The 17,426-nt window shown below is 72.2% G+C and carries 17 protein-coding genes; 9 read left to right on the top strand and 8 right to left on the bottom strand.

The annotated features are described in order from the left end of the window. Positions 1-50: 50 nt before the first annotated feature. The 4 genes from IF00_RS0131520 to IF00_RS0131505 form a co-directional block, all read right to left on the bottom strand. On the bottom strand, positions 51-1,193 hold the full coding sequence (locus IF00_RS0131520; protein ID WP_030323956.1) for a GGDEF domain-containing protein: 1,143 nt from the start codon (positions 1,191-1,193) through the stop codon (positions 51-53). An 80-nt stretch (positions 1,194-1,273) separates the two neighbouring features. Continuing rightward, entirely contained in the window at positions 1,274-2,068 is a 795-nt protein-coding gene (locus IF00_RS0131515; protein WP_030323954.1) for an enoyl-CoA hydratase/isomerase family protein, read from the bottom strand. Between the two features lie 222 nt (positions 2,069-2,290). Next, a complete protein-coding gene (locus tag IF00_RS0131510; protein WP_030323953.1) occupies positions 2,291-3,433 on the bottom strand; it encodes an adenylate/guanylate cyclase domain-containing protein in 1,143 nt (380 codons plus the stop codon). 203 nt (positions 3,434-3,636) lie between these two features. Next, positions 3,637-4,488 (bottom strand): biotin--[acetyl-CoA-carboxylase] ligase, encoded by an 852-nt coding sequence (locus IF00_RS0131505; protein ID WP_030323951.1) that lies wholly within the window; start codon positions 4,486-4,488, stop codon positions 3,637-3,639. 134 nt (positions 4,489-4,622) lie between these two features. Here IF00_RS0131505 and IF00_RS0131500 point away from each other — a divergent pair, with 134 nt between their 5' ends. Beyond that, positions 4,623-6,215, top strand: a complete 1,593-nt coding sequence (locus IF00_RS0131500; RefSeq protein WP_030323950.1) for an acyl-CoA carboxylase subunit beta — start codon at positions 4,623-4,625, stop codon at positions 6,213-6,215. 33 nt (positions 6,216-6,248) lie between these two features. Further along, positions 6,249-6,461, top strand: coding sequence for an acyl-CoA carboxylase subunit epsilon (locus tag IF00_RS0131495; protein WP_030323948.1), 213 nt, complete (start codon positions 6,249-6,251; stop codon positions 6,459-6,461). Positions 6,462-6,546: 85 nt separating this feature from the next. On the opposite strand, the gene IF00_RS0131490 is transcribed toward IF00_RS0131495, so the two are convergent. Further along, a complete protein-coding gene (locus tag IF00_RS0131490) occupies positions 6,547-7,965 on the bottom strand; it encodes an MFS transporter (protein WP_030323946.1) in 1,419 nt (472 codons plus the stop codon). A 37-nt stretch (positions 7,966-8,002) separates the two neighbouring features. On the opposite strand from IF00_RS0131490, the gene IF00_RS0131485 reads away from it, so the two are divergent. From IF00_RS0131485 to IF00_RS0131475, 3 genes are all read left to right on the top strand, one after another. Beyond that, the gene (locus IF00_RS0131485; protein WP_078944922.1) at positions 8,003-8,671 is read left to right on the top strand and encodes a TetR/AcrR family transcriptional regulator; all 669 of its coding nucleotides are present in this window, start codon (positions 8,003-8,005) and stop codon (positions 8,669-8,671) included. 104 nt (positions 8,672-8,775) lie between these two features. Beyond that, on the top strand, positions 8,776-8,904 hold the full coding sequence (gene mmpB / locus IF00_RS47710; RefSeq protein WP_280922632.1) for a morphogenic membrane protein MmpB: 129 nt from the start codon (positions 8,776-8,778) through the stop codon (positions 8,902-8,904). A 25-nt stretch (positions 8,905-8,929) separates the two neighbouring features. Then, a complete protein-coding gene (locus tag IF00_RS0131475) occupies positions 8,930-9,535 on the top strand; it encodes a nucleoside triphosphate pyrophosphatase (protein WP_030323943.1) in 606 nt (201 codons plus the stop codon). A gap of 18 nt (positions 9,536-9,553) precedes the next feature. Here IF00_RS0131475 and IF00_RS0131470 read toward each other — a convergent pair whose 3' ends face one another. Beyond that, a complete protein-coding gene (locus IF00_RS0131470; RefSeq protein ID WP_037639469.1) occupies positions 9,554-9,991 on the bottom strand; it encodes a hypothetical protein in 438 nt (145 codons plus the stop codon). Between the two features lie 373 nt (positions 9,992-10,364). Between IF00_RS0131470 and IF00_RS0131465 the strand changes: the two genes are divergently transcribed. Beyond that, positions 10,365-12,119 (top strand): acetyl/propionyl/methylcrotonyl-CoA carboxylase subunit alpha, encoded by a 1,755-nt coding sequence (locus tag IF00_RS0131465; RefSeq protein ID WP_030323939.1) that lies wholly within the window; start codon positions 10,365-10,367, stop codon positions 12,117-12,119. A gap of 101 nt (positions 12,120-12,220) precedes the next feature. Continuing rightward, the gene (locus tag IF00_RS0131460; RefSeq protein WP_030323937.1) at positions 12,221-12,766 is read left to right on the top strand and encodes a TetR/AcrR family transcriptional regulator; all 546 of its coding nucleotides are present in this window, start codon (positions 12,221-12,223) and stop codon (positions 12,764-12,766) included. Positions 12,767-12,838: 72 nt separating this feature from the next. Here IF00_RS0131460 and IF00_RS0131455 read toward each other — a convergent pair whose 3' ends face one another. Together IF00_RS0131455 and IF00_RS0131450 are read right to left on the bottom strand one after the other, a co-directional pair. Continuing rightward, positions 12,839-13,765, bottom strand: a complete 927-nt coding sequence (locus IF00_RS0131455) for a DeoR/GlpR family DNA-binding transcription regulator (protein ID WP_030323936.1) — start codon at positions 13,763-13,765, stop codon at positions 12,839-12,841. Between the two features lie 249 nt (positions 13,766-14,014). Beyond that, the gene (locus IF00_RS0131450) at positions 14,015-15,454 is read right to left on the bottom strand and encodes an NAD(P)H-quinone dehydrogenase (RefSeq protein ID WP_030323934.1); all 1,440 of its coding nucleotides are present in this window, start codon (positions 15,452-15,454) and stop codon (positions 14,015-14,017) included. Between the two features lie 228 nt (positions 15,455-15,682). On the opposite strand from IF00_RS0131450, the gene IF00_RS0131445 reads away from it, so the two are divergent. Together IF00_RS0131445 and IF00_RS0131440 are read left to right on the top strand one after the other, a co-directional pair. After that, complete coding sequence (locus IF00_RS0131445) at positions 15,683-16,120, top strand: gamma-glutamylcyclotransferase family protein (protein WP_030323932.1); 438 nt, start codon at positions 15,683-15,685, stop codon at positions 16,118-16,120. A 211-nt stretch (positions 16,121-16,331) separates the two neighbouring features. Beyond that, on the top strand, positions 16,332-17,135 hold the full coding sequence (locus tag IF00_RS0131440) for a purine-nucleoside phosphorylase (RefSeq protein ID WP_030323930.1): 804 nt from the start codon (positions 16,332-16,334) through the stop codon (positions 17,133-17,135). Positions 17,136-17,426: the final 291 nt, after the last annotated feature.

The raw sequence follows: 17,426 nt of genomic DNA, 5'->3' as shown, positions 1-17,426 counted from the left end.
AAGAGGGCGGCCGCACCCGAGACCAACCAGGCACCCCCGCCCCAGAAACCTCACCCCCGCCCCTCCGGCGCCGGCGGTTCCACTGGTGGCGCGTCCCTGAACCGCCGCCGGTCCCGCGCTCCCGGTGGCGCGTCGGCCAGGCGGACGACCGTGCCGTCGCGGCCCGCCACCACCGGCTTCGCCGAGCGGGCCGCCTTGGCCTGGTACTGGGCCGCGTCCGCGAGACGGAAGAGGCGGCGGGCCGACCTGAGCGGGCCGATCGGATCGCCCGTGGACGCCACCCCGCAGGCCACGCCCTCGCCGAGTTCCAGTTCCGCCGCCCGTACGCAGAGTTCCTCGGCGACCGCCACCACCTCGTCCGCCGTCGGGCCGACCGTCAGGAGGCAGAACTCGTCGCCGCCGAGTCGGGCCGCGAGGGCGCCGGGGAGCATGGCGCCGCAGCGGGAGAGGACGGAGCCGAAGCGTTCGAGGAGCCGGTCGCCGACCGCGTGGCCGTGGGTGTCGTTGACCCGCTTGAGGCCGTTCAGGTCGCAGACCATCAGGCTGACCACGGAGCCGTCCACCCGGTAGCGCTCGATGGCCTCGTCCAGGCGGGTGTCGACGGCCCGCCTGTTGGCCAGTCCCGTCAGGGGGTCGGTGAACGCGAGCTTGCGGACCTCCTCCAGGCGTTCGGCCTGCGCGATGCCCGCCGCGACCACCGCCGCAAGTACGGTGGCGAAGTCGGCGTCCGCGCGGGTGAAAGGTTTCTCCTGCGGCGGGCGGGCCACGTACAGCTCACCCCACGCGCGTCCGTGCAGCACGATCGGGGCGACCACGCAGCAGCCGCGCCCCCGCCGCCGCAGGCCGGCCACCCGGCCCGTCGGGACCGGGTCGTCGGCGGTCTCCACCCAGGCGTCCGGCTCCCCGCCGCCCGCCCACTGCTCGTGCAGGAACTCGGTGATCTCGGGGAACTGGTGCACCGGATACGTCTCCGAGTCCGGGAACTCCTCCTCGCCCAGGGCCCGCTCCCCGGCGTTCACCAGGACCTTGAGGCGTCCGTGGTCCCGCTGCCATACGGAGAGGGCGGCGAAGGTGCCGTCGAGCCCGTCGCAGGACCCGAGCGCCGCCGCCCGCCAGAACTCGCGTGGAGTGTGCGCCGCCGCCATCCCCTGCGCCAGCGCCACTACGGCCCGCAGCCGTCCGTCCTCACCCATTCCTCCAGCTTAGGGAGGTTTGATCCGTTTTCCCCTCCGAGGCGTCACCGTAAGTGATATTTGGTACAAAACGGTAGAACTTACTCGCCCGGCCAGTTCGGCTTCCGCTTCTCGTTGAAGGCCGCCACACCCTCCGCGCGGTCCCCCGAGAACGCCACCGAACGCCAGGCCGCGTCCTCGACCTCGAGCCCCGCTCGCAGGTCCAGACCCTGCCCCAGCCGCATGGCCTTCTTCGCGGCCCGCAGGCCGACCGGCGAGTTGGCCGCGATCCGCTCGGCCAGCTCCAGGGCCGCCGCCCGCGCGTCCTCCTCCAGGAGGTCGACCAGACCCAGCTCCCGGGCCTCCACGGCCTCCACCCGGCGGGCCGTGAAGACCAGCTCGGCGGCGCGCGACGCGCCCACCCGGCGCGGCAGCAGCTGCGTACCGCCACCGCCCGGGATGACGCCCACGGACACCTCGGGGAGACCGACCACGGCGGTCGCGTCGGCCACGATCACGTCGCAGGCGAGCGCCAGCTCGAAGCCGCCGCCGAGGGCGAAGCCGTGCACGGCGGCGACGGTCGGCATGGGCAGCTCCAGGACGCCCGTGTAGGCGGCGCGGGCGGTCGGCCGCTGGCGGACCAGCTCGGCGTCGGTGAAGGAGTTGCGCTCCTTGAGGTCGGCGCCGACGCAGAAGGCGCGGTCGTTCGAGGAGGTCAGCACGGTGACGCGGACCGAGGGGTCGGCGGCGAGGGCGTCGCAGGCGGCGCCGAGGGAGCGGGCCATCTCGGAGGAGACGGCGTTCATCGCCTTGGGCCGGTCGAGGACCAGCTCGGCGACGTGCCCGTTCCCGTCCTTCCGGACCACCACGAACTCACCGAAGCGCTGCTCGGACATGACCGCACCCTCCCGATTCAGGGCCTGTTAACGGCTGTTAACAGGCGTTCACGGGAGATCCTAGGGCCTGGCGGCCGGCTCCGGCAGGGTCAGGGAGCGGCGCCTGGTGCGTGCAGCTGCAAGGCGGAGGAAGGAGGCATGGCGGAGCCATGCCGACTGACGACAACGCGGCAGATGCACGTGCCGGGCGCCGCGAGCCCTGCCGGAGCCGGCCGCCAGGCCCTAGGTCGGGCGGCGGGTCAGGAGCCAGGGTTCGACGACGCCGAGGCCGCGGACGGGCCGCTGCCACATCGGCTGCAGCGCGAAGCGGTACCTGGCGGCCTGGCGGCCCTCCTTCTCCGCGCGGGCGGCCTCCTCGGCGGCCTCCGTCTCCGAGACGGGCGCCTCACCCGTCCGGGACAGCTCCTCCGCGAGCGCGCCGTCGACGAGGACGGCGTCCTTCGGCGCTATCGAGGTGAGCCTGCTCGCCAGGTTCACGGTCGTGCCGAAGACGTCGCCCATCCGGGTCGTCACCGTGCCGAAGGCGATGCCGACGCGCAGCGCGGGCATCGTCTCGTCGTGGCTGAGGGTCTCGATCAGCCGCAGCGCGATCTCGGCGGCCGTACCGGCGTCGTCCGCCGCGTACAGCACCTCGTCGCCGAGGGTCTTGATGAGCCGGCCGCCGTGCGCGGCGACCAGGTCGGCGCAGGTCGTCTCGAAGGCCTCGACCAGCTCGCCGAGCTCCTCCTCCTCCAGGCGCCGGGTCAGCCGGGTGAAGCCGACCAGGTCCGCGAAGCCGACCGCGAGCCGCCTGTCGACCATCTCCTCGTCGTCGGCGGCCTGGACGAGCACCCGGCCGGTCGCGGCGGCGAGCTGCCGCCGCCAGACGTAGATGAGGAACTCCTCCAGCTCGGGCAGGAGCAGCTCGACCAGCGGGTACGTGACCTCGGTGCGGGTCATGCCGGGTTCGGGCGGCTCGGTGAGGCCTTCCAGGAAGGAGTCGATCTGCCATTCGGCGAGCCGGGCGGTGGTCTGTCCGGTGGAGCGGGCGACCTGCACGGCCATCGGCTCGCTGAGCAGCCCGGCCTCGACGAGACCGGCCAGGCGGCGCAGTGCGAGGACGTCGGCCTCGGTGAGTGCCTTGGCCTGGCCGATGTCGGCGAAGCCCATGGCGCGCCAGAAACGGGAGGCGAGCTCCATGGAGACGCCGGCCGTGCGGGCGGCCTGGAACGGGGTGTAGCGACGGTCCGCGCCGAGGATGAGCTGTTCGAGGCGGATGGCGAGCGGGTCGTCGCTCGGTTCGGCCGTGTGGTCGACCTCGTGATGGGGGGTGGGGTACGCGGGAGGCTCGGGCGCGCCGCCCTCGTTCTCGTCGTCGACGGTCACCGGCCGCCTCCTGCCCGTTCCCTGCCCACTTGCCCTGCCGATCTGTCGCCCTGGATCGCGGTCCACGATACGACAGCTGTGGCTTGGCTCACGCGCTTACGGCTGTCGCCCATGTTTCGGGCCCTTGATTGTGCGGGGCCCCGGGGTGCGCGGGCCCCCGGGGTGAACGGCCACGAGGGCGCGCCGCGCTGGTGGGGTGGAGGTCAGGTGCCCGATCGCAGATGGACGATGTCGCCCGCGCCCACCGCTTCCGTGCCGCCGCCCTCTGTGGCGACCACCAGACGGCCGTCGCCGTCGAGGGCCACCGCTTCGCCCTCCAGCATCCGCTCGCCCGGCAGCTCGGCCCTGACGCGGCGGCCGAGGGTAGCGCAGCCGGCCGCGTAGGCCGCCTGGAGGCCTGATTCCGCGGGGTCGCCGTCGGCGCGTGCCCAGGTGTCGTACCACTCGGCGAGGGAGCGCAGGACGGCCCGCAGGAGGGTGTCGCGGTCGGTGGAGACCGCGCCTGCGAGGAGCAGCGAACCCGCCGCCGGGACGGGGAGTTCGTCCTCACGGAGGGTGACGTTGATGCCGAGTCCGACGACGATGCCGTCCGCGCCGGCCCGCTCGGCGAGGATTCCGCCGGTCTTGCGCTCCTCGCCTCCGACGGAAACCAGCAGGTCGTTGGGCCACTTGAGGGACATGTCGACCCCGGCGGACTTCGCGAGGCCGGTCGCCGCGGCGACGCCGGTGAGCAGCGGGAGCCAGCCCCAGCGGTGGACCGGCACCTCGGGCTTGAGGAGGACGGAGAGGAAGAGCCCGGAGCGGGCGGGCGCCGTCCAGGTGCGGTCGAGTCGGCCGCGGCCGGAGGTCTGCTCCTCGGCGATGAGCACGGCGCCCTCGGGCAGCTCGTCGGCGCGGGCGGCGAGGTCGCTGTTGGTGGATCCGGTGCTCGTGACCACGTCGAGCGAGGTCCACAGGCTGTCGGGAAGGACGAGGGCGCGGCGCAGTGCGGGGGCGTTCAGCGGGGGCCGGTCGAGGTCGGACCAGGGTCCGCCGGAGCCTTGGGAGGACGTCATGCAAGCCAGACTAGGTGTGGCAAAGACCGCAGTGCCGAACCGTATCGGCGTCGATACGCTACGGCTCAGTAGCTGAGCAGTAGCCCATTCGTAGTCAACGAACCCCCCGTGACCAGGCAGGGAGCCGCATCCCGATGTCCGAGCCGGCAGAGCAGTACGAGATTGACATTCACACGACCGCAGGCAAGATCGCGGACCTCAAGCGCCGTATCGACGAGGCCACTCATGCCGGCTCGGAGCGTGCGGTGGAGAAGCAGCACGCGAAGGGCAAGCTGACCGCGCGCGAACGGATCGCCCTGCTTCTCGACGAGGGGTCGTTCGTCGAGCTGGACGAGTTGGCCCGGCACCGGTCGACCAACTTCGGCCTGGAGAAGAACCGTCCGTACGGAGACGGTGTCGTCACCGGCTACGGCACGGTCGACGGGCGTCCGGTCGCCGTCTTCTCGCAGGACTTCACGGTCTTCGGCGGGGCGCTCGGCGAGACGTACGGCCAGAAGATCATCAAGGTGATGGACTTCGCGCTGAAGACGGGCTGCCCCGTCATCGGCATCAACGACTCCGGCGGCGCCCGTATCCAGGAGGGTGTGAGCGCGCTCGGCATGTACGGCGAGATCTTCCGCCGCAACACCCACGCCTCCGGGGTGATCCCGCAGATCTCGCTGGTCGTCGGCCCGTGCGCGGGCGGCGCGGTGTACTCCCCCGCGATCACCGACTTCACGGTGATGGTGGACCAGACCTCGCACATGTTCATCACGGGTCCCGACGTCATCAAGACGGTGACCGGCGAGGACGTCGGTTTCGAGGAGCTGGGCGGCGCCCGGACGCACAACGCGACCTCGGGCGTGGCGCACCACATGGCGGGGGACGAGAAGGACGCCATCGAGTACGTGAAGTCCCTGCTGTCCTACCTTCCGTCGAACAACCTCTCCGAGCCGCCGACCTTCCCCGAGGTCGCGGACACCGAGGTGACGGACGAGGACCGCGAGCTGGACGCACTGATCCCGGACTCGGCGAACCAGCCGTACGACATGCACAAGGTCATCGAGCACGTCCTCGACGACGGTGAGTTCCTGGAGACGCAGGCACTGTTCGCGCCGAACATCCTGACCGGCTTCGGCCGTGTCGAGGGCTTCCCCGTCGGCGTGGTGGCGAACCAGCCGATGCAGTTCGCGGGTTGCCTCGACATCGACGCGTCCGAGAAGGCCGCGCGGTTCGTCCGCACCTGCGACGCCTTCAACATCCCGGTCCTCACCTTCGTGGACGTGCCGGGCTTCCTGCCGGGCGTGGACCAGGAGTACGGCGGCATCATCCGGCGCGGCGCGAAGCTGATCTACGCGTACGCGGAGGCCACGGTCCCGCTGATCACGGTCATCACGCGGAAGGCCTTCGGCGGCGCGTACGACGTCATGGGCTCCAAGCACCTGGGCGCGGACCTGAACCTGGCGTGGCCGACCGCGCAGATCGCGGTGATGGGCGCGCAGGGCGCGGTCAACATCCTGCACCGCCGCACGATCGCGGAGGCCGAGGACCAGGAGGCGGAGCGGGCGCGGCTGATGCGGGAGTACGAGGACGCCCTGCTCAACCCGTACACGGCGGCCGAGCGCGGCTACATCGACGGTGTGGTCATGCCGTCGGACACCCGCCCGCAGATCGTGAAGGGGCTGCGTCAGCTGCGGACGAAGCGGGAATCCCTGCCTCCGAAGAAGCACGGCAACATCCCGCTCTAGGCCTCCCCGGACCTGGCCCTTCAAGGAGTCGACATGATCAAGGTCGTACGAGGAAACCCGACCCCGGAGGAGTTGGCCGCCGCACTGGCGGTGGTTCAGGCGCGGGCCGCGGCGACGGCGGCGGCGTCCGCCGAGAGCGGCGGCCCGGCGGTCCCCGAGGGGTGGTCGGACCCGTCCCGGATCGCGCGGTCGGTGCGGCACCGGCCCGGCCCGCGGGCCTGGGCGCGGTCGTACTGGCCGGTGTAGCCGGCGGAACGGCGAGAAGGGCCGGACTCCCCCCGTGGGGGTCCGGCCCTTCTCACGTCCTGCTCGGGTGCTGTCCCGCCACCCGTCACGTGCGGCGCAGGAAGAGGCCGGCCAGGACGGCTCCGGCGGCGACGATCGCCGCGTTCACGAGGACCGCGAGGCCGATGCCGTCGAGGAGCACGGGGGCGGTGACGACGACGGCGCTCATGATCGGGGTGCCCATGGTGATGCCGATCTGCTGGGTCATGGTCGCGAGCCCGGTCGCCGTGCCCTGCTCGTGGTCGGGGATCCCGGAGGTGGCGGTGACCATGAAGCCGACGATCGCGAGCATGTTGCCGATGCCGCCGGCGAAGGTCGCGGCGAGGAGCAGCCAGAGGCTCCCGGGGCCCTCGCCGAGTCCGTACAGGGAGAGGGTCGCGACGGCCTGGAGGAGGCCGCCGGAGAGCAGGGCCGTACGGGCGCCGAAGCGGCCGATGAAGCGGGAGGCGAACACCCCGCCGAGGACCGTGCCCGCGCCGAGGACACCGAAGGAGAGGCCGGCGGCGAGCGGGGAGAAGTCGAGGACGTCCTGGAGGTAGAGCGTCATCAGGAAGACCAGTGAGGTCTCGGTGACGAAGGCGACGAGTCCGGCGAGGTTGCCCCAGACGACGGTGCGGCGCTTGAGGATGTGGAGCGGTACGAGGGGGGCGGCGGCCCGGCGTTCGACGAGGACGAAGGCGACGAGGAGCGCGGCGCCGGCGGCGAGGGCGGTGAGGGCGGTCGGGTCGGTCCAGCCGTGCTCGCCGCTGACGGTGAGGCCGTAGACGAGGGCGAGGAGTCCGCCGGTGACGGCGATGGCGCCGGGCACGTCGAGCCGGGGGCGGACGGCCGGGCGGCTCTCGGTGAGGACGGCGGGGGCGACGAGGAGGACGGCGAGGGCCACCGGCACGTTGACGAGGAACGCCCAGCGCCAGGAGAGCAGGTCGGTGAGGACGCCGCCGAGGATCGCGCCGGTGGTGAAGCCCGCGGACATGAGGGCGCCGTTGAGTCCGAGCGCACGGGCGCGCAGCGGGCCCTCGGGGAAGGAGGCGGTGAGCAGGGAGAGCCCGGCGGGGGTGACGGCGGCGGTGGCGAGGCCCTGGGCGACGCGGGCGGCCATCAGCATCTCGGGGCCGGTGGCGAGGCCGCCGACGAGCGAGGAGACCCCGAGGAGCGCCATGCCGCCGAGGAAGAGGCGGCGGCGGCCGACGAGGTCGGCGACGCGCCCGAAGAGCAGGGTGAATCCGGCCGCCGCGAGGGCGAAGGCGGTGGCGATCCACTGGAGGCCGCCGAGGCTGAAGCCGAGTCCCTGACCGATGACGGGCAGTGCGACGTTCAGGATCGAGAAGTCGACGGCGAGCATGAACTGGGCGAGGAGGAGGACGACGAGGACGAGCCGCATCCGTCCGGTCATACGGGCGTCCGCTGTCCCGGCGGTCGGGGCCGCGGGCTGTTCGACGGGCTTGGGGTGATCCAGGGCAACCATGCGTACGACTCCTTAATGGGAGGCTGGTTCCGTTAAGATGTCCCGTACCGTAGCAGAGTCGACGGAGTTAATGGAACAGGAGACCCATTTGACTGAGAGCCAGCCGGCCTCGCCCGGCACCCTGCGCCCCGGCGGCCGTACCGCGAAGGTCCGCAGGGCCGTCCTCGACGCGACCCAGGACGCGCTCGCCGACACCGGCTTCCACGCGCTGAACATGGACCGGATCGCCGCGACCGCGGGCGTCGGCAAGACCACCGTCTACCGCCGCTGGGGCTCCCCCGTCGGCCTGGTCACCGACCTCCTCCACGACATGGCCGAGCAGTCCCTGCCCGCCTCCGACACCGGCAGCCTCGCCGGCGACCTGCGGACCAACGCCGAACTCGTCCGCGCCACCCTCACCGACGCGCGGATGGGCGCCGTCTTCCGCGCGGTCATCGCGGCGGCCGCCTGCGACGAGGACTGCGCCCGCGCGCTCGCCGACTTCTACCGGACCCGGCTCGGCGAATGGGCCCCCGTCGTCGCCAAGGGCGAGGCCCGCGGCGAGATCCCGGCGGGGACCGACCCGACCGAGCTGCTCCGCGCCGTCTCCGCGCCGCTCTACTACCGCTTCGCGGTCACCCGCGAGGAGGTCACCGCGGACGTGGCGGAACGGGCGGTCACGGCGGCGCTCGCGGCGGCGCGGGACGGGGTGTTCATCCGGGCATAGCCCTCCGGCGACCTCCCGTTCGTCCGCGAATAGTCCCTCGGCACCGGGGCGCCTGAGTATCCGTACTCAGGCGCCCCGCCCGCCCCGCCCCCAGGATCGGAGGCATGCTGTGGTCCGACCCGAAGAATCAGGCGCCGAAGTTCATGCGCGACATGCAGGCGAAGCTCCGTCGCGCGGGCGTGCTGCTGGCCCTGGCGATGGTGGTGGCGATGTTCGTGGTCAGCGCCCGCTGAGCCCACGACTGGCTACGCTGCCCCCATGACTGCTGATCCGCGCCGTGTCGTGCTCGCCTCCGCCTCCCCCGCCCGCCTCAACCTGCTCCGTCAGGCCGGGCTCGCCCCCGAGGTGATCGTGAGCGGCGTCGACGAGGACAAGACGCACGCCCCGACACCGGCCGAGCTCGCGCTCGCCCTCGCGGAGGCGAAGGCCGCCCATGTCGCCGCCCGCCCCGACGTGTTCGGCGCACTCGTCATCGGCTGCGACTCGGTCCTGGAGCTCGACGGGCAGGCCCTCGGCAAGCCGGCGGACGCGGAGGAGGCCACCGCGCGCTGGAAGGCGATGCGCGGCCGGGTCGGCATCCTCCAGACCGGCCACTGCGTGTACGACACGGCCGCCAAGCGCTACGAGTCGGCGACCGCCTCCACCGTGGTCCGCTTCGGCGAGCCGACGGACGCCGAGATCGCGGCGTACGTGGCGAGCGGCGAGCCGCTGCACGTGGCGGGCGCGTTCACCCTGGACGGGCGCTCGGCTCCGTTCATCGACGGCATCGACGGCGACCCGGGCAATGTGATCGGCCTGTCGCTGCCGCTGCTGCGCACCCTGCTCGGGAAGCTGGGCGTGCAGATCACCGACCTCTGGGCCTGACGGGCCGTCGCGCGGCCCCTACGCGGGCGCCGGCGCTCCCTCGCGGGGCTCGGCGCCCTTCTCGTACCCCTTGCCGTACGCCACGAGGGTGAGCACGATCAGGCCGAGCACGAGCATCATGAACGCGAACGCGCCCCACCCGATCAGGCCGACGGTGACCGCGCCGAGGATGCCGTGCACGACCGCGCACCCGATGAGCAGGCCCCGGCCGGCGCGTCCGGGCCGACGGTCACGGATGCCGGCGACGAGGGCGACGAGGCCGCACAGGGCGAGCGCGACGCCGGAGGCGATGCCGAGCGCCCAGGTTCCGGTGTACATCGCGTCGGGGTCCATGCCGTCGAGGGACATCGTCTGGATCTTGACGAAGCGTGCCATCACCGCGTTGATCGCGACGATCCCGGGCGCTTCGAGGAACAGCACCGCCGCCGTCACGAGAGCTATCGGTCTGCGGGCCACCTCGGCCACCCCCTGGATACGACTGTTACCGACAGTACGATCGACAGCGCGAAGGCTACTGGCCGGTAAACCCCTGGACAAGAGTGTGCGCACGACCGGCGACGGCGGACGGCAGGGCAAAGAATCGTTGGGCCATTCGTAGGGACTCGACAAAGAAACCCGAATGGCCACTGGCCCCACGAACAGAGACCTGCGCCACACCTCGGAGCTACTGTGCCGTAAAGGAACCCTGCGTACCGTGGTGCGACAAGGGAATTCACGACCCGAGCAGGCCCGGGGTCACGCTCCGTGTGGGCAAGCTCACCACTGGGGACGGGTCGAAAGGCCGTGTCGGCAGTCCCTAAACTCAGCTTGTTTCAAGGAGGGAGCCATCGTGCGCAAGGTGCTCATCGCCAACCGTGGCGAAATCGCTGTCCGTGTGGCCCGGGCGTGCCGGGACGCGGGTATCGGCAGCGTGGCCGTGTACGCCGAGCCGGACCGGGATGCCCTGCATGTCCGGGCGGCTGACGAGGCGTTCGCTCTGGGCGGTGACACTCCGGCGACCAGTTATCTGGACATGGCGAAGGTGTTGCAGGCCGCGAAGGACTCGGGCGCGGACGCGGTCCACCCCGGCTACGGGTTCCTCTCCGAGAACGCGGAGTTCGCGCAGGCCGTCCTGGACGCCGGCCTGACGTGGATCGGCCCGCCGCCGCAGGCGATCCGCGACCTGGGCGACAAGGTGGCGGCGCGTCACATCGCGCAGCGCGCCGGTGCCCCGCTCGTCGCCGGTACGCCCGACCCGGTCTCCGGCGCCGACGAGGTCGTCGCGTTCGCCGAGCAGCACGGGCTGCCGATCGCGATCAAGGCCGCCTTCGGTGGTGGCGGTCGCGGTCTGAAGGTCGCGCGGACGCTGGAAGAGGTCCCGGAGCTGTACGACTCCGCGGTGCGCGAGGCCGTCGCCGCGTTCGGCCGGGGCGAGTGCTTCGTGGAGCGCTACCTGGACAGGCCGCGGCACGTGGAGACGCAGTGCCTGGCCGACTCCCACGGCAACGTGGTCGTGGTCTCCACGCGTGACTGCTCGCTCCAGCGCCGGCACCAGAAGCTCGTCGAGGAGGCCCCTGCGCCGTTCCTCACCGAGGCGCAGAACGCCGAGCTGTACGCGGCGTCGAAGGCGATCCTGAAGGAGGCCGGCTACGTCGGCGCCGGCACGGTCGAGTTCCTCGTCGGCACCGACGGCACGATCTCCTTCCTGGAGGTCAACACCCGTCTGCAGGTCGAGCACCCGGTCACCGAAGAGGTCACCGGCATCGACCTCGTCCGCGAGATGTTCCGGATCGCCGACGGCGAGGAGCTCGGTTACGGCGACCCGGAGATCCGGGGTCACTCCTTCGAGTTCCGTATCAACGGCGAGGACCCGGGCCGCGGCTTCCTGCCCGCCCCCGGCACCGTCACCCTCTTCGCCCCGCCGACCGGCCCCGGCGTCCGCCTGGACGCGGGCGTGGAGTCCGGCAGCGTCATCGGCCCGGCCTGGGACTCGCTCCTGGCCAAGCTGGTCGTCACCGGCGCCACCCGCGAGCAGGCCCTGCAGCGCGCCGCGCGTGCGCTCGCCGAGTTCAAGGTCGAGGGCATGGCCACGGCCATCCCGTTCCACCAGGCCGTCGTGGTCGACCCGGCGTTCACCGCCGACCCGTTCCGGGTCCACACCCGGTGGATCGAGACCGAGTTCGTCAACGAGATCAAGCCGTTCGCCCCCGCCGGCGCCGACGCCGACGAGGACGAGTCCGGCCGCGAGACGATCGTGGTCGAGGTCGGCGGCAAGCGTCTCGAGGTCTCGCTGCCCTCCTCGCTCGGCATGACGCTGGCCCGCACGGGTCTCGCGGCCGGTGCGAAGCCGAAGCGCCGCGCAGCCAAGAAGTCCGGCCCGGCCGCCTCCGGCGACACCCTCGCCTCCCCGATGCAGGGCACGATCGTGAAGATCGCGGTCGAGGAGGGCCAGGAGGTCAAGGAGGGCGATCTGATCGTCGTCCTGGAGGCCATGAAGATGGAGCAGCCGCTCAACGCGCACCGCTCCGGCACCGTCAAGGGCCTGACCGCCGAGGTCGGCGCGTCGATCACGTCCGGCGCCGCGATCTGCGACATCAAGGACTGACCGACGGCACCGGGACCGGCCACGGTCACCGAGTACGGTACGAAGGGCCCGCAGGCAGCCGCCTGCGGGCCCTTCGTCGAGGGGAGGGGGACCCACCAGCCATGCGAGCCGACGCACGACGCAACCACGAGCGGCTGCTCACCGAAGCCCGCGCCACCTTCGCCGAACAGGGCGCAGACGCGCCCCTCGAAGAGATCGCGCGGCGCGCGGGCGTGGGCATCGGCACCCTCTACCGCCACTTCCCCACCCGGGCCGAGCTGCTCAACGCCGTCTTCCAGGAGGCCCTCGCGGAACTCCTGCACCGCTCGGGAGAGCTGGCCGAGGCCGAGGAACCGTGCCGGGCGCTCGTGGAGTGGCTGCGGGCGCTGATCGCCCACGCGGGCGAGTACCGGGGGCTCGCGCACGCGCTGATGTCCGCCTCGTACGACCGGAGTTCCGCGCTCGCCCAGTGCAGCGAGCCGCTGCGCGCGGCGGGTGAGCGGCTGCTCGGGCACGCCAGGGAGGCGGGTCAGGTGCGCGCCGACGTGTCGATCGGCGATCTGATGCAGCTGACGAACGCGATCGCGCTGGCGGCGGAACAGTGCCCGGAGGACGCGGAGTTGGCTGACCGCCTGCTCGCGCTGACGCTTCGGGGCATCAAGGACTGAGAGGGCAGCTGCCGTCGGGGCAGGGTCGGTTCGGCGATGGAGCGCGGGACCCCTGGGGGAGGGCCCCCCGACTCAGCGGCGACGCATGTCCGCGACCCGCGCCGTGCGCTCCAGCGTCTCGGCGGCCATCCCTCCGCCCGGTCCCCGGAACTGACCCGCCGCCATCCGGCCGCGCTGCACCGGCAGCGGCATGTCACGGCGGGGCCGGGCGCCCGGGGGGACCTGGTCACCGCCCGGGGGGCCACCCGCGGCGCCCGTACCGGCGACGGCGATCTGCACACCCTGGTCGGCGAGGGCCTGGAGCTCGGTGGCGGCCCGGTCGTCGTGGGCGGGCGGTTCGTCGGTCACCAGGCGGGTGATGACGTCCGTGGGCACCGTCTGGAACATGGTGTCGGAGCCGAGCTTGGTGTGGTCGGCGAGGACCACGACCTCGGCCGCCGCCTGGACCAGCGCCCGGTCCACGCTCGCGGAGAGCATGTTGGACGTGGAGAGGCCGCGCTCGGCGGTCAGTCCGCTCCCGGAGAGGAAGGCGCGGGAGACCCGGAGCCCCTGGAGCGACTGCTCGGCGCCGCTGCCCACCAGGGCGTAGTTGGAGCCGCGCAGGGTGCCGCCGGTCATCACGACCTCGACCCGGTTGGCGTGGGCGAGGGCCTGGGCGACCAGGAGCGAGTTGGTGACCACGGTCAGACCGGGCACGCGGGCGAGCCGGCGGGCCAGCTCCTGCGTGGTCGTCCCGGCGCCGACGACGATGGCCTCGCCTTCTTCGACGAGGCTCGCGGCGACGTCGGCGATGGCCGTCTTCTCCGCGGTCGCGAGATGGGATTTCTGCGGGAAGCCGGATTCTCGCGTGAATCCGCCCGGCAACACCGCACCGCCGTGCCGGCGGTCGAGGAGTCCTTCTGCCTCGAGTGCCCGTACGTCTCTCCGTACGGTCACTTCAGAGGTCTGGACGACGCGGGCGAGCTCGCGGAGCGACACGGCCCCATTGGCTCGCACCATTTCGAGGATCAACTGGCGACGTTCTGCAGCGAACACGAAACTGACAGTAACGTGACCGGCCGATAGTTTTCAGCAGTATGCGCCGAATTGCAGAAGATGCGCACAGACGGGGCCTCCAAGTGATATGGGAGACCCCGCCGTTGATCCGTGGTGCGCCAGGGCTATGCCCCGCCTTGCCGGGGGTTGTCCGAGTCGGCGAACCGTTCCCGCAGGCGGGAGCCGTGCGCCGGAGGGCCGCCCGGAGGGATGTCAGACCTCGCCCGCGGCCTTCCGGGTGTGCAACTGCCGTGCCACTTCCGCGATCGAACCCGACAGGGAGGGGTACACGGTGAAAGCATTTGCGATCTGTTCGACCGTCAGATTGTTGTCGACCGCGATCGAGATCGGATGGATCAGTTCGCTCGCCTTCGGCGCGACGACACAGCCGCCGACCACGATCCCGGTGCCCGGGCGGCAGAAGATCTTGACGAAGCCGTCCCGGATGCCCTGCATCTTCGCGCGCGGGTTGCGCAGCAGCGGCAGCTTGACGACCTTTGCGTCGATCTTGCCCGCGTCCACGTCGGCCTGCGTGTAGCCGACCGTGGCGATCTCGGGGTCGGTGAAGACGTTCGACGAGACCGTCTTCAGATTGAGCGGGGCCACCGCGTCGCCGAGGAAGTGGTACATCGCGATACGGCCCTGCATCGCGGCCACCGAGGCGAGCGCGAAGACACCGGTCACGTCACCCGCCGCGTACACGCCGGGGGCGGTCGTACGCGAGACCTTGTCGGTCCAGATGTGACCGGAGTCCTTCAGTTTGACCCCCGCCTCCTCCAGACCCATTCCGGCCGAATTCGGGATCGCGCCGACCGCCATCAGGCAGTGCGTGCCGGAGATGACCCGGCCGTCCGCGAGGGTGACCTCGACGCGGTCGCCGACCCGCTTGGCCGACTCGGCGCGCGAGCGGGCCATGACGTTCATGCCGCGGCGACGGAACACGTCCTCCAGGACGGCGGCGGCGTCCGGGTCCTCGCCGGGCAGCACGCGGTCGCGGGAGGAGACCAGGGTGACCCGGGAGCCGAGGGCCTGATAGGCGCCGGCGAACTCGGCACCCGTCACACCGGAACCGACCACGATGAGCTCCTCCGGGAGCTCCTTGAGGTCGTACACCTGCGTCCAGTTCAGGATGCGCTCGCCGTCCGGCTTGGCGTCCGGCACCTCGCGCGGGTGGCCGCCGGTCGCGATCAGCACGGCGTCCGCGGTCAGCGTCTCCTCGGTGCCGTCGGCGGCCGTGACGATCACCTGACGCGAGCCGTCCATCGCCTGCCGGCCGGAGAGCCGGCCCCGGCCGCGCAGCACCCGGGCGCCGGCCCGGGTGACGGAGGCGGTGATGTCGTGCGACTGGGCGAGCGCGAGGCGCTTCACCCGTCGGTTGACCTTGCCGAGGTCCACGCCCACGACACGGGCGGCCTGCTCCACGTGCGGGGTGTCGTCCGCGACGATGATGCCGAGCTCCTCGTACGAGGAGTCGAAGGTGGTCATCACCTCGGCGGTGGCGATCAGGGTCTTGGAGGGGACGCAGTCGGTCAGGACGGACGCGCCGCCGAGGCCGTCGCAGTCGACGACGGTCACCTCCGCGCCGAGTTGGGCGCCCACCAGGGCCGCCTCGTATCCGCCGGGTCCGCCGCCGATGATCACGATCCGGGTCACTGGGATCTACGCCTCGCGCTCTCGTTCTGCCGGGGGGTCCCCCCGCTGGGATGCAGTGCGTACGCCATTGTCCCGCACGCTTCAAGTGCGTACCCCATTCTCCCGCACGCCCGGCGCGGCCTCACGCCGGGGCCTCCGAAGGGGTGCGCGCGCCCCGTGGCCGCCCCCCCCTCGGCCCCCGCCCCTGAGTTCCCCGGACACCCCGCCCCCTCCCGTACCCTCGGTCCCATGTCGCTCTACGCCGCTTTCGCCGGCAACCTCGACGCGCGGCTGATGAGCCGCCGCGCACCGCACTCCCCGCTGCGCGGCACCGGCTGGCTCAACGGCTGGCGGCTCACCTTCGGCGGCGAGCAGATGGGCTGGGACGGCGCGCTGGCCACCATCGTGGAGGCCCCGCGCTCCCAGGTCTTCGTGGCGCTGTACGACATCGCGCCGATGGACGAGGAATCCATGGACCGCTGGGAGGGCGTCGGGCTCGACATCTACCGCCGGATGCGGGTCCGGGTGCACACCCTGGACGGCGAGGAGCCGGCCTGGGTGTACGTCCTCAACGCGTACGAGGGCGGGCTGCCGTCGGCGCGGTACCTGGGCGAGGTCGCCGACGCGGCCGAGTCGGCGGGCGCGCCGCACGACTACGTGATGGAGTTGCGCAAGCGCCCCTGCTGAGGCCGGCGCGAAGCCGGTCCGGGGGTGTGGGAACCACCGAGGGACGAAGGTGACTCCTCCCTTGTGCGATTCGTCGGAAACGACAAGACAACGATCGCATGTCCGTCGGCATCGTCATCTACGCGCGTAGGCAAACTCCGGATACGCTTCTGCGCGTATCAAATCCGTCCGGGGCCAGCCTCGGACCCCCCTCCCCGAGGCGAGAGAGTCAGTGAACGCAACTGCCACCCCGTACGAGGCCGCCGAGGCCGCTGCCGCACGTCTTCGCGAGCTGACCGGAGTCGAGAACCACGACGTCGCCCTGGTCATGGGCTCGGGCTGGGCGCCCGCTGTCGACGCCCTCGGTGCCCCCGAGGCCGAGTTCCCGGTGACCGACCTGCCCGGCTTCCCGCCCCCCGCCGTCGAGGGCCACGGCGGAAAGGTGCGCTCGTACAAGATCGGCGAGAAGCGCGCCCTCGTCTTCCTCGGCCGCACCCACTTCTACGAGGGCCGCGGTGTCGCCTCCGTCGCCCACGGCGTCCGCACCGCCGTCGCCGCCGGCTGCAAGACGGTCATCCTGACCAACGGCTGCGGCGGCCTGCGCGAGGGCATGCGCCCCGGCCAGCCGGTCCTCATCAGCGATCACCTCAACCTGACGGCCGCCTCCCCGATCGTCGGCGCGAACTTCGTCGACCTCACCGACCTGTACTCGCCGCGCCTGCGCGCGCTGTGCAAGGAGGTCGACGAGACCCTCGAAGAGGGCGTCTACGTGCAGTTCCCCGGCCCGCACTACGAGACCCCGGCCGAGATCAACATGGTCCGCGTGCTCGGCGGCGACCTGGTCGGCATGTCCACCGTCCTCGAGGCCATCGCCGCGCGCGAGGCGGGTGCGGAGGTCCTCGGCATCTCGCTGGTCACCAACCTGGCGGCGGGGCTCTCGGGCGAGCCGCTGAACCACGAGGAAGTGCTGCAGGCGGGACGGGATTCGGCGGCGCGGATGGGCGAGCTGCTGACGCGGGTCCTCGACCGGATCTGAGTTCTCACCGCGCCCCTCGCACCGGTCGGCCCCCGGGGGCCGACCGGCCGCCGGGGCGCTGCGGCGGCCCCGACCGCCGGGGTGGTCCCGGCCGCCCGCCGGTCGGGGGCGCTGCGCGGGGCCTCTGCCCACCGCCCCGCCCCTTCCCGGACCGGGGGCCCCGCCCCCGGCCCCGGCCCCGGCCCTCGAAAGCCGGACGGGCCGGACCACCGGCGCGGGATCGGGGGGCGGAGCCCCCGGTTTCGGGAAGGGGCGGGGCGGGGGAAGGCTCCGCGCAGCGGCACCCCGCAC

The organism is Streptomyces flavochromogenes (assembly GCF_000717595.1).
In the GTDB taxonomy this organism is placed as follows: domain Bacteria; phylum Actinomycetota; class Actinomycetes; order Streptomycetales; family Streptomycetaceae; genus Streptomyces; species Streptomyces flavochromogenes.
This window is presented reverse-complemented; position numbering and strand designations above follow the sequence as displayed.

Coding starts and splice junctions, on each gene's coding strand:
- IF00_RS0131520 (WP_030323956.1), bottom strand. CDS start 1,193: ATGGGTGAGGACGGACGGCTGCGGGCCGTAGTGGCGCTGGCGCAGGGG.
- IF00_RS0131515 (WP_030323954.1), bottom strand. CDS start 2,068: ATGTCCGAGCAGCGCTTCGGTGAGTTCGTGGTGGTCCGGAAGGACGGG.
- IF00_RS0131505 (WP_030323951.1), bottom strand. CDS start 4,488: ATGACGTCCTCCCAAGGCTCCGGCGGACCCTGGTCCGACCTCGACCGG.
- IF00_RS0131500 (WP_030323950.1), top strand. CDS start 4,623: ATGTCCGAGCCGGCAGAGCAGTACGAGATTGACATTCACACGACCGCA.
- IF00_RS0131495 (WP_030323948.1), top strand. CDS start 6,249: ATGATCAAGGTCGTACGAGGAAACCCGACCCCGGAGGAGTTGGCCGCC.
- IF00_RS0131490 (WP_030323946.1), bottom strand. CDS start 7,965: ATGGTTGCCCTGGATCACCCCAAGCCCGTCGAACAGCCCGCGGCCCCG.
- IF00_RS0131485 (WP_078944922.1), top strand. CDS start 8,003: ATGTCCCGTACCGTAGCAGAGTCGACGGAGTTAATGGAACAGGAGACC.
- mmpB (WP_280922632.1), top strand. CDS start 8,776: ATGCTGTGGTCCGACCCGAAGAATCAGGCGCCGAAGTTCATGCGCGAC.
- IF00_RS0131475 (WP_030323943.1), top strand. CDS start 8,930: ATGACTGCTGATCCGCGCCGTGTCGTGCTCGCCTCCGCCTCCCCCGCC.
- IF00_RS0131460 (WP_030323937.1), top strand. CDS start 12,221: ATGCGAGCCGACGCACGACGCAACCACGAGCGGCTGCTCACCGAAGCC.
- IF00_RS0131455 (WP_030323936.1), bottom strand. CDS start 13,765: ATGGTGCGAGCCAATGGGGCCGTGTCGCTCCGCGAGCTCGCCCGCGTC.
- IF00_RS0131445 (WP_030323932.1), top strand. CDS start 15,683: ATGTCGCTCTACGCCGCTTTCGCCGGCAACCTCGACGCGCGGCTGATG.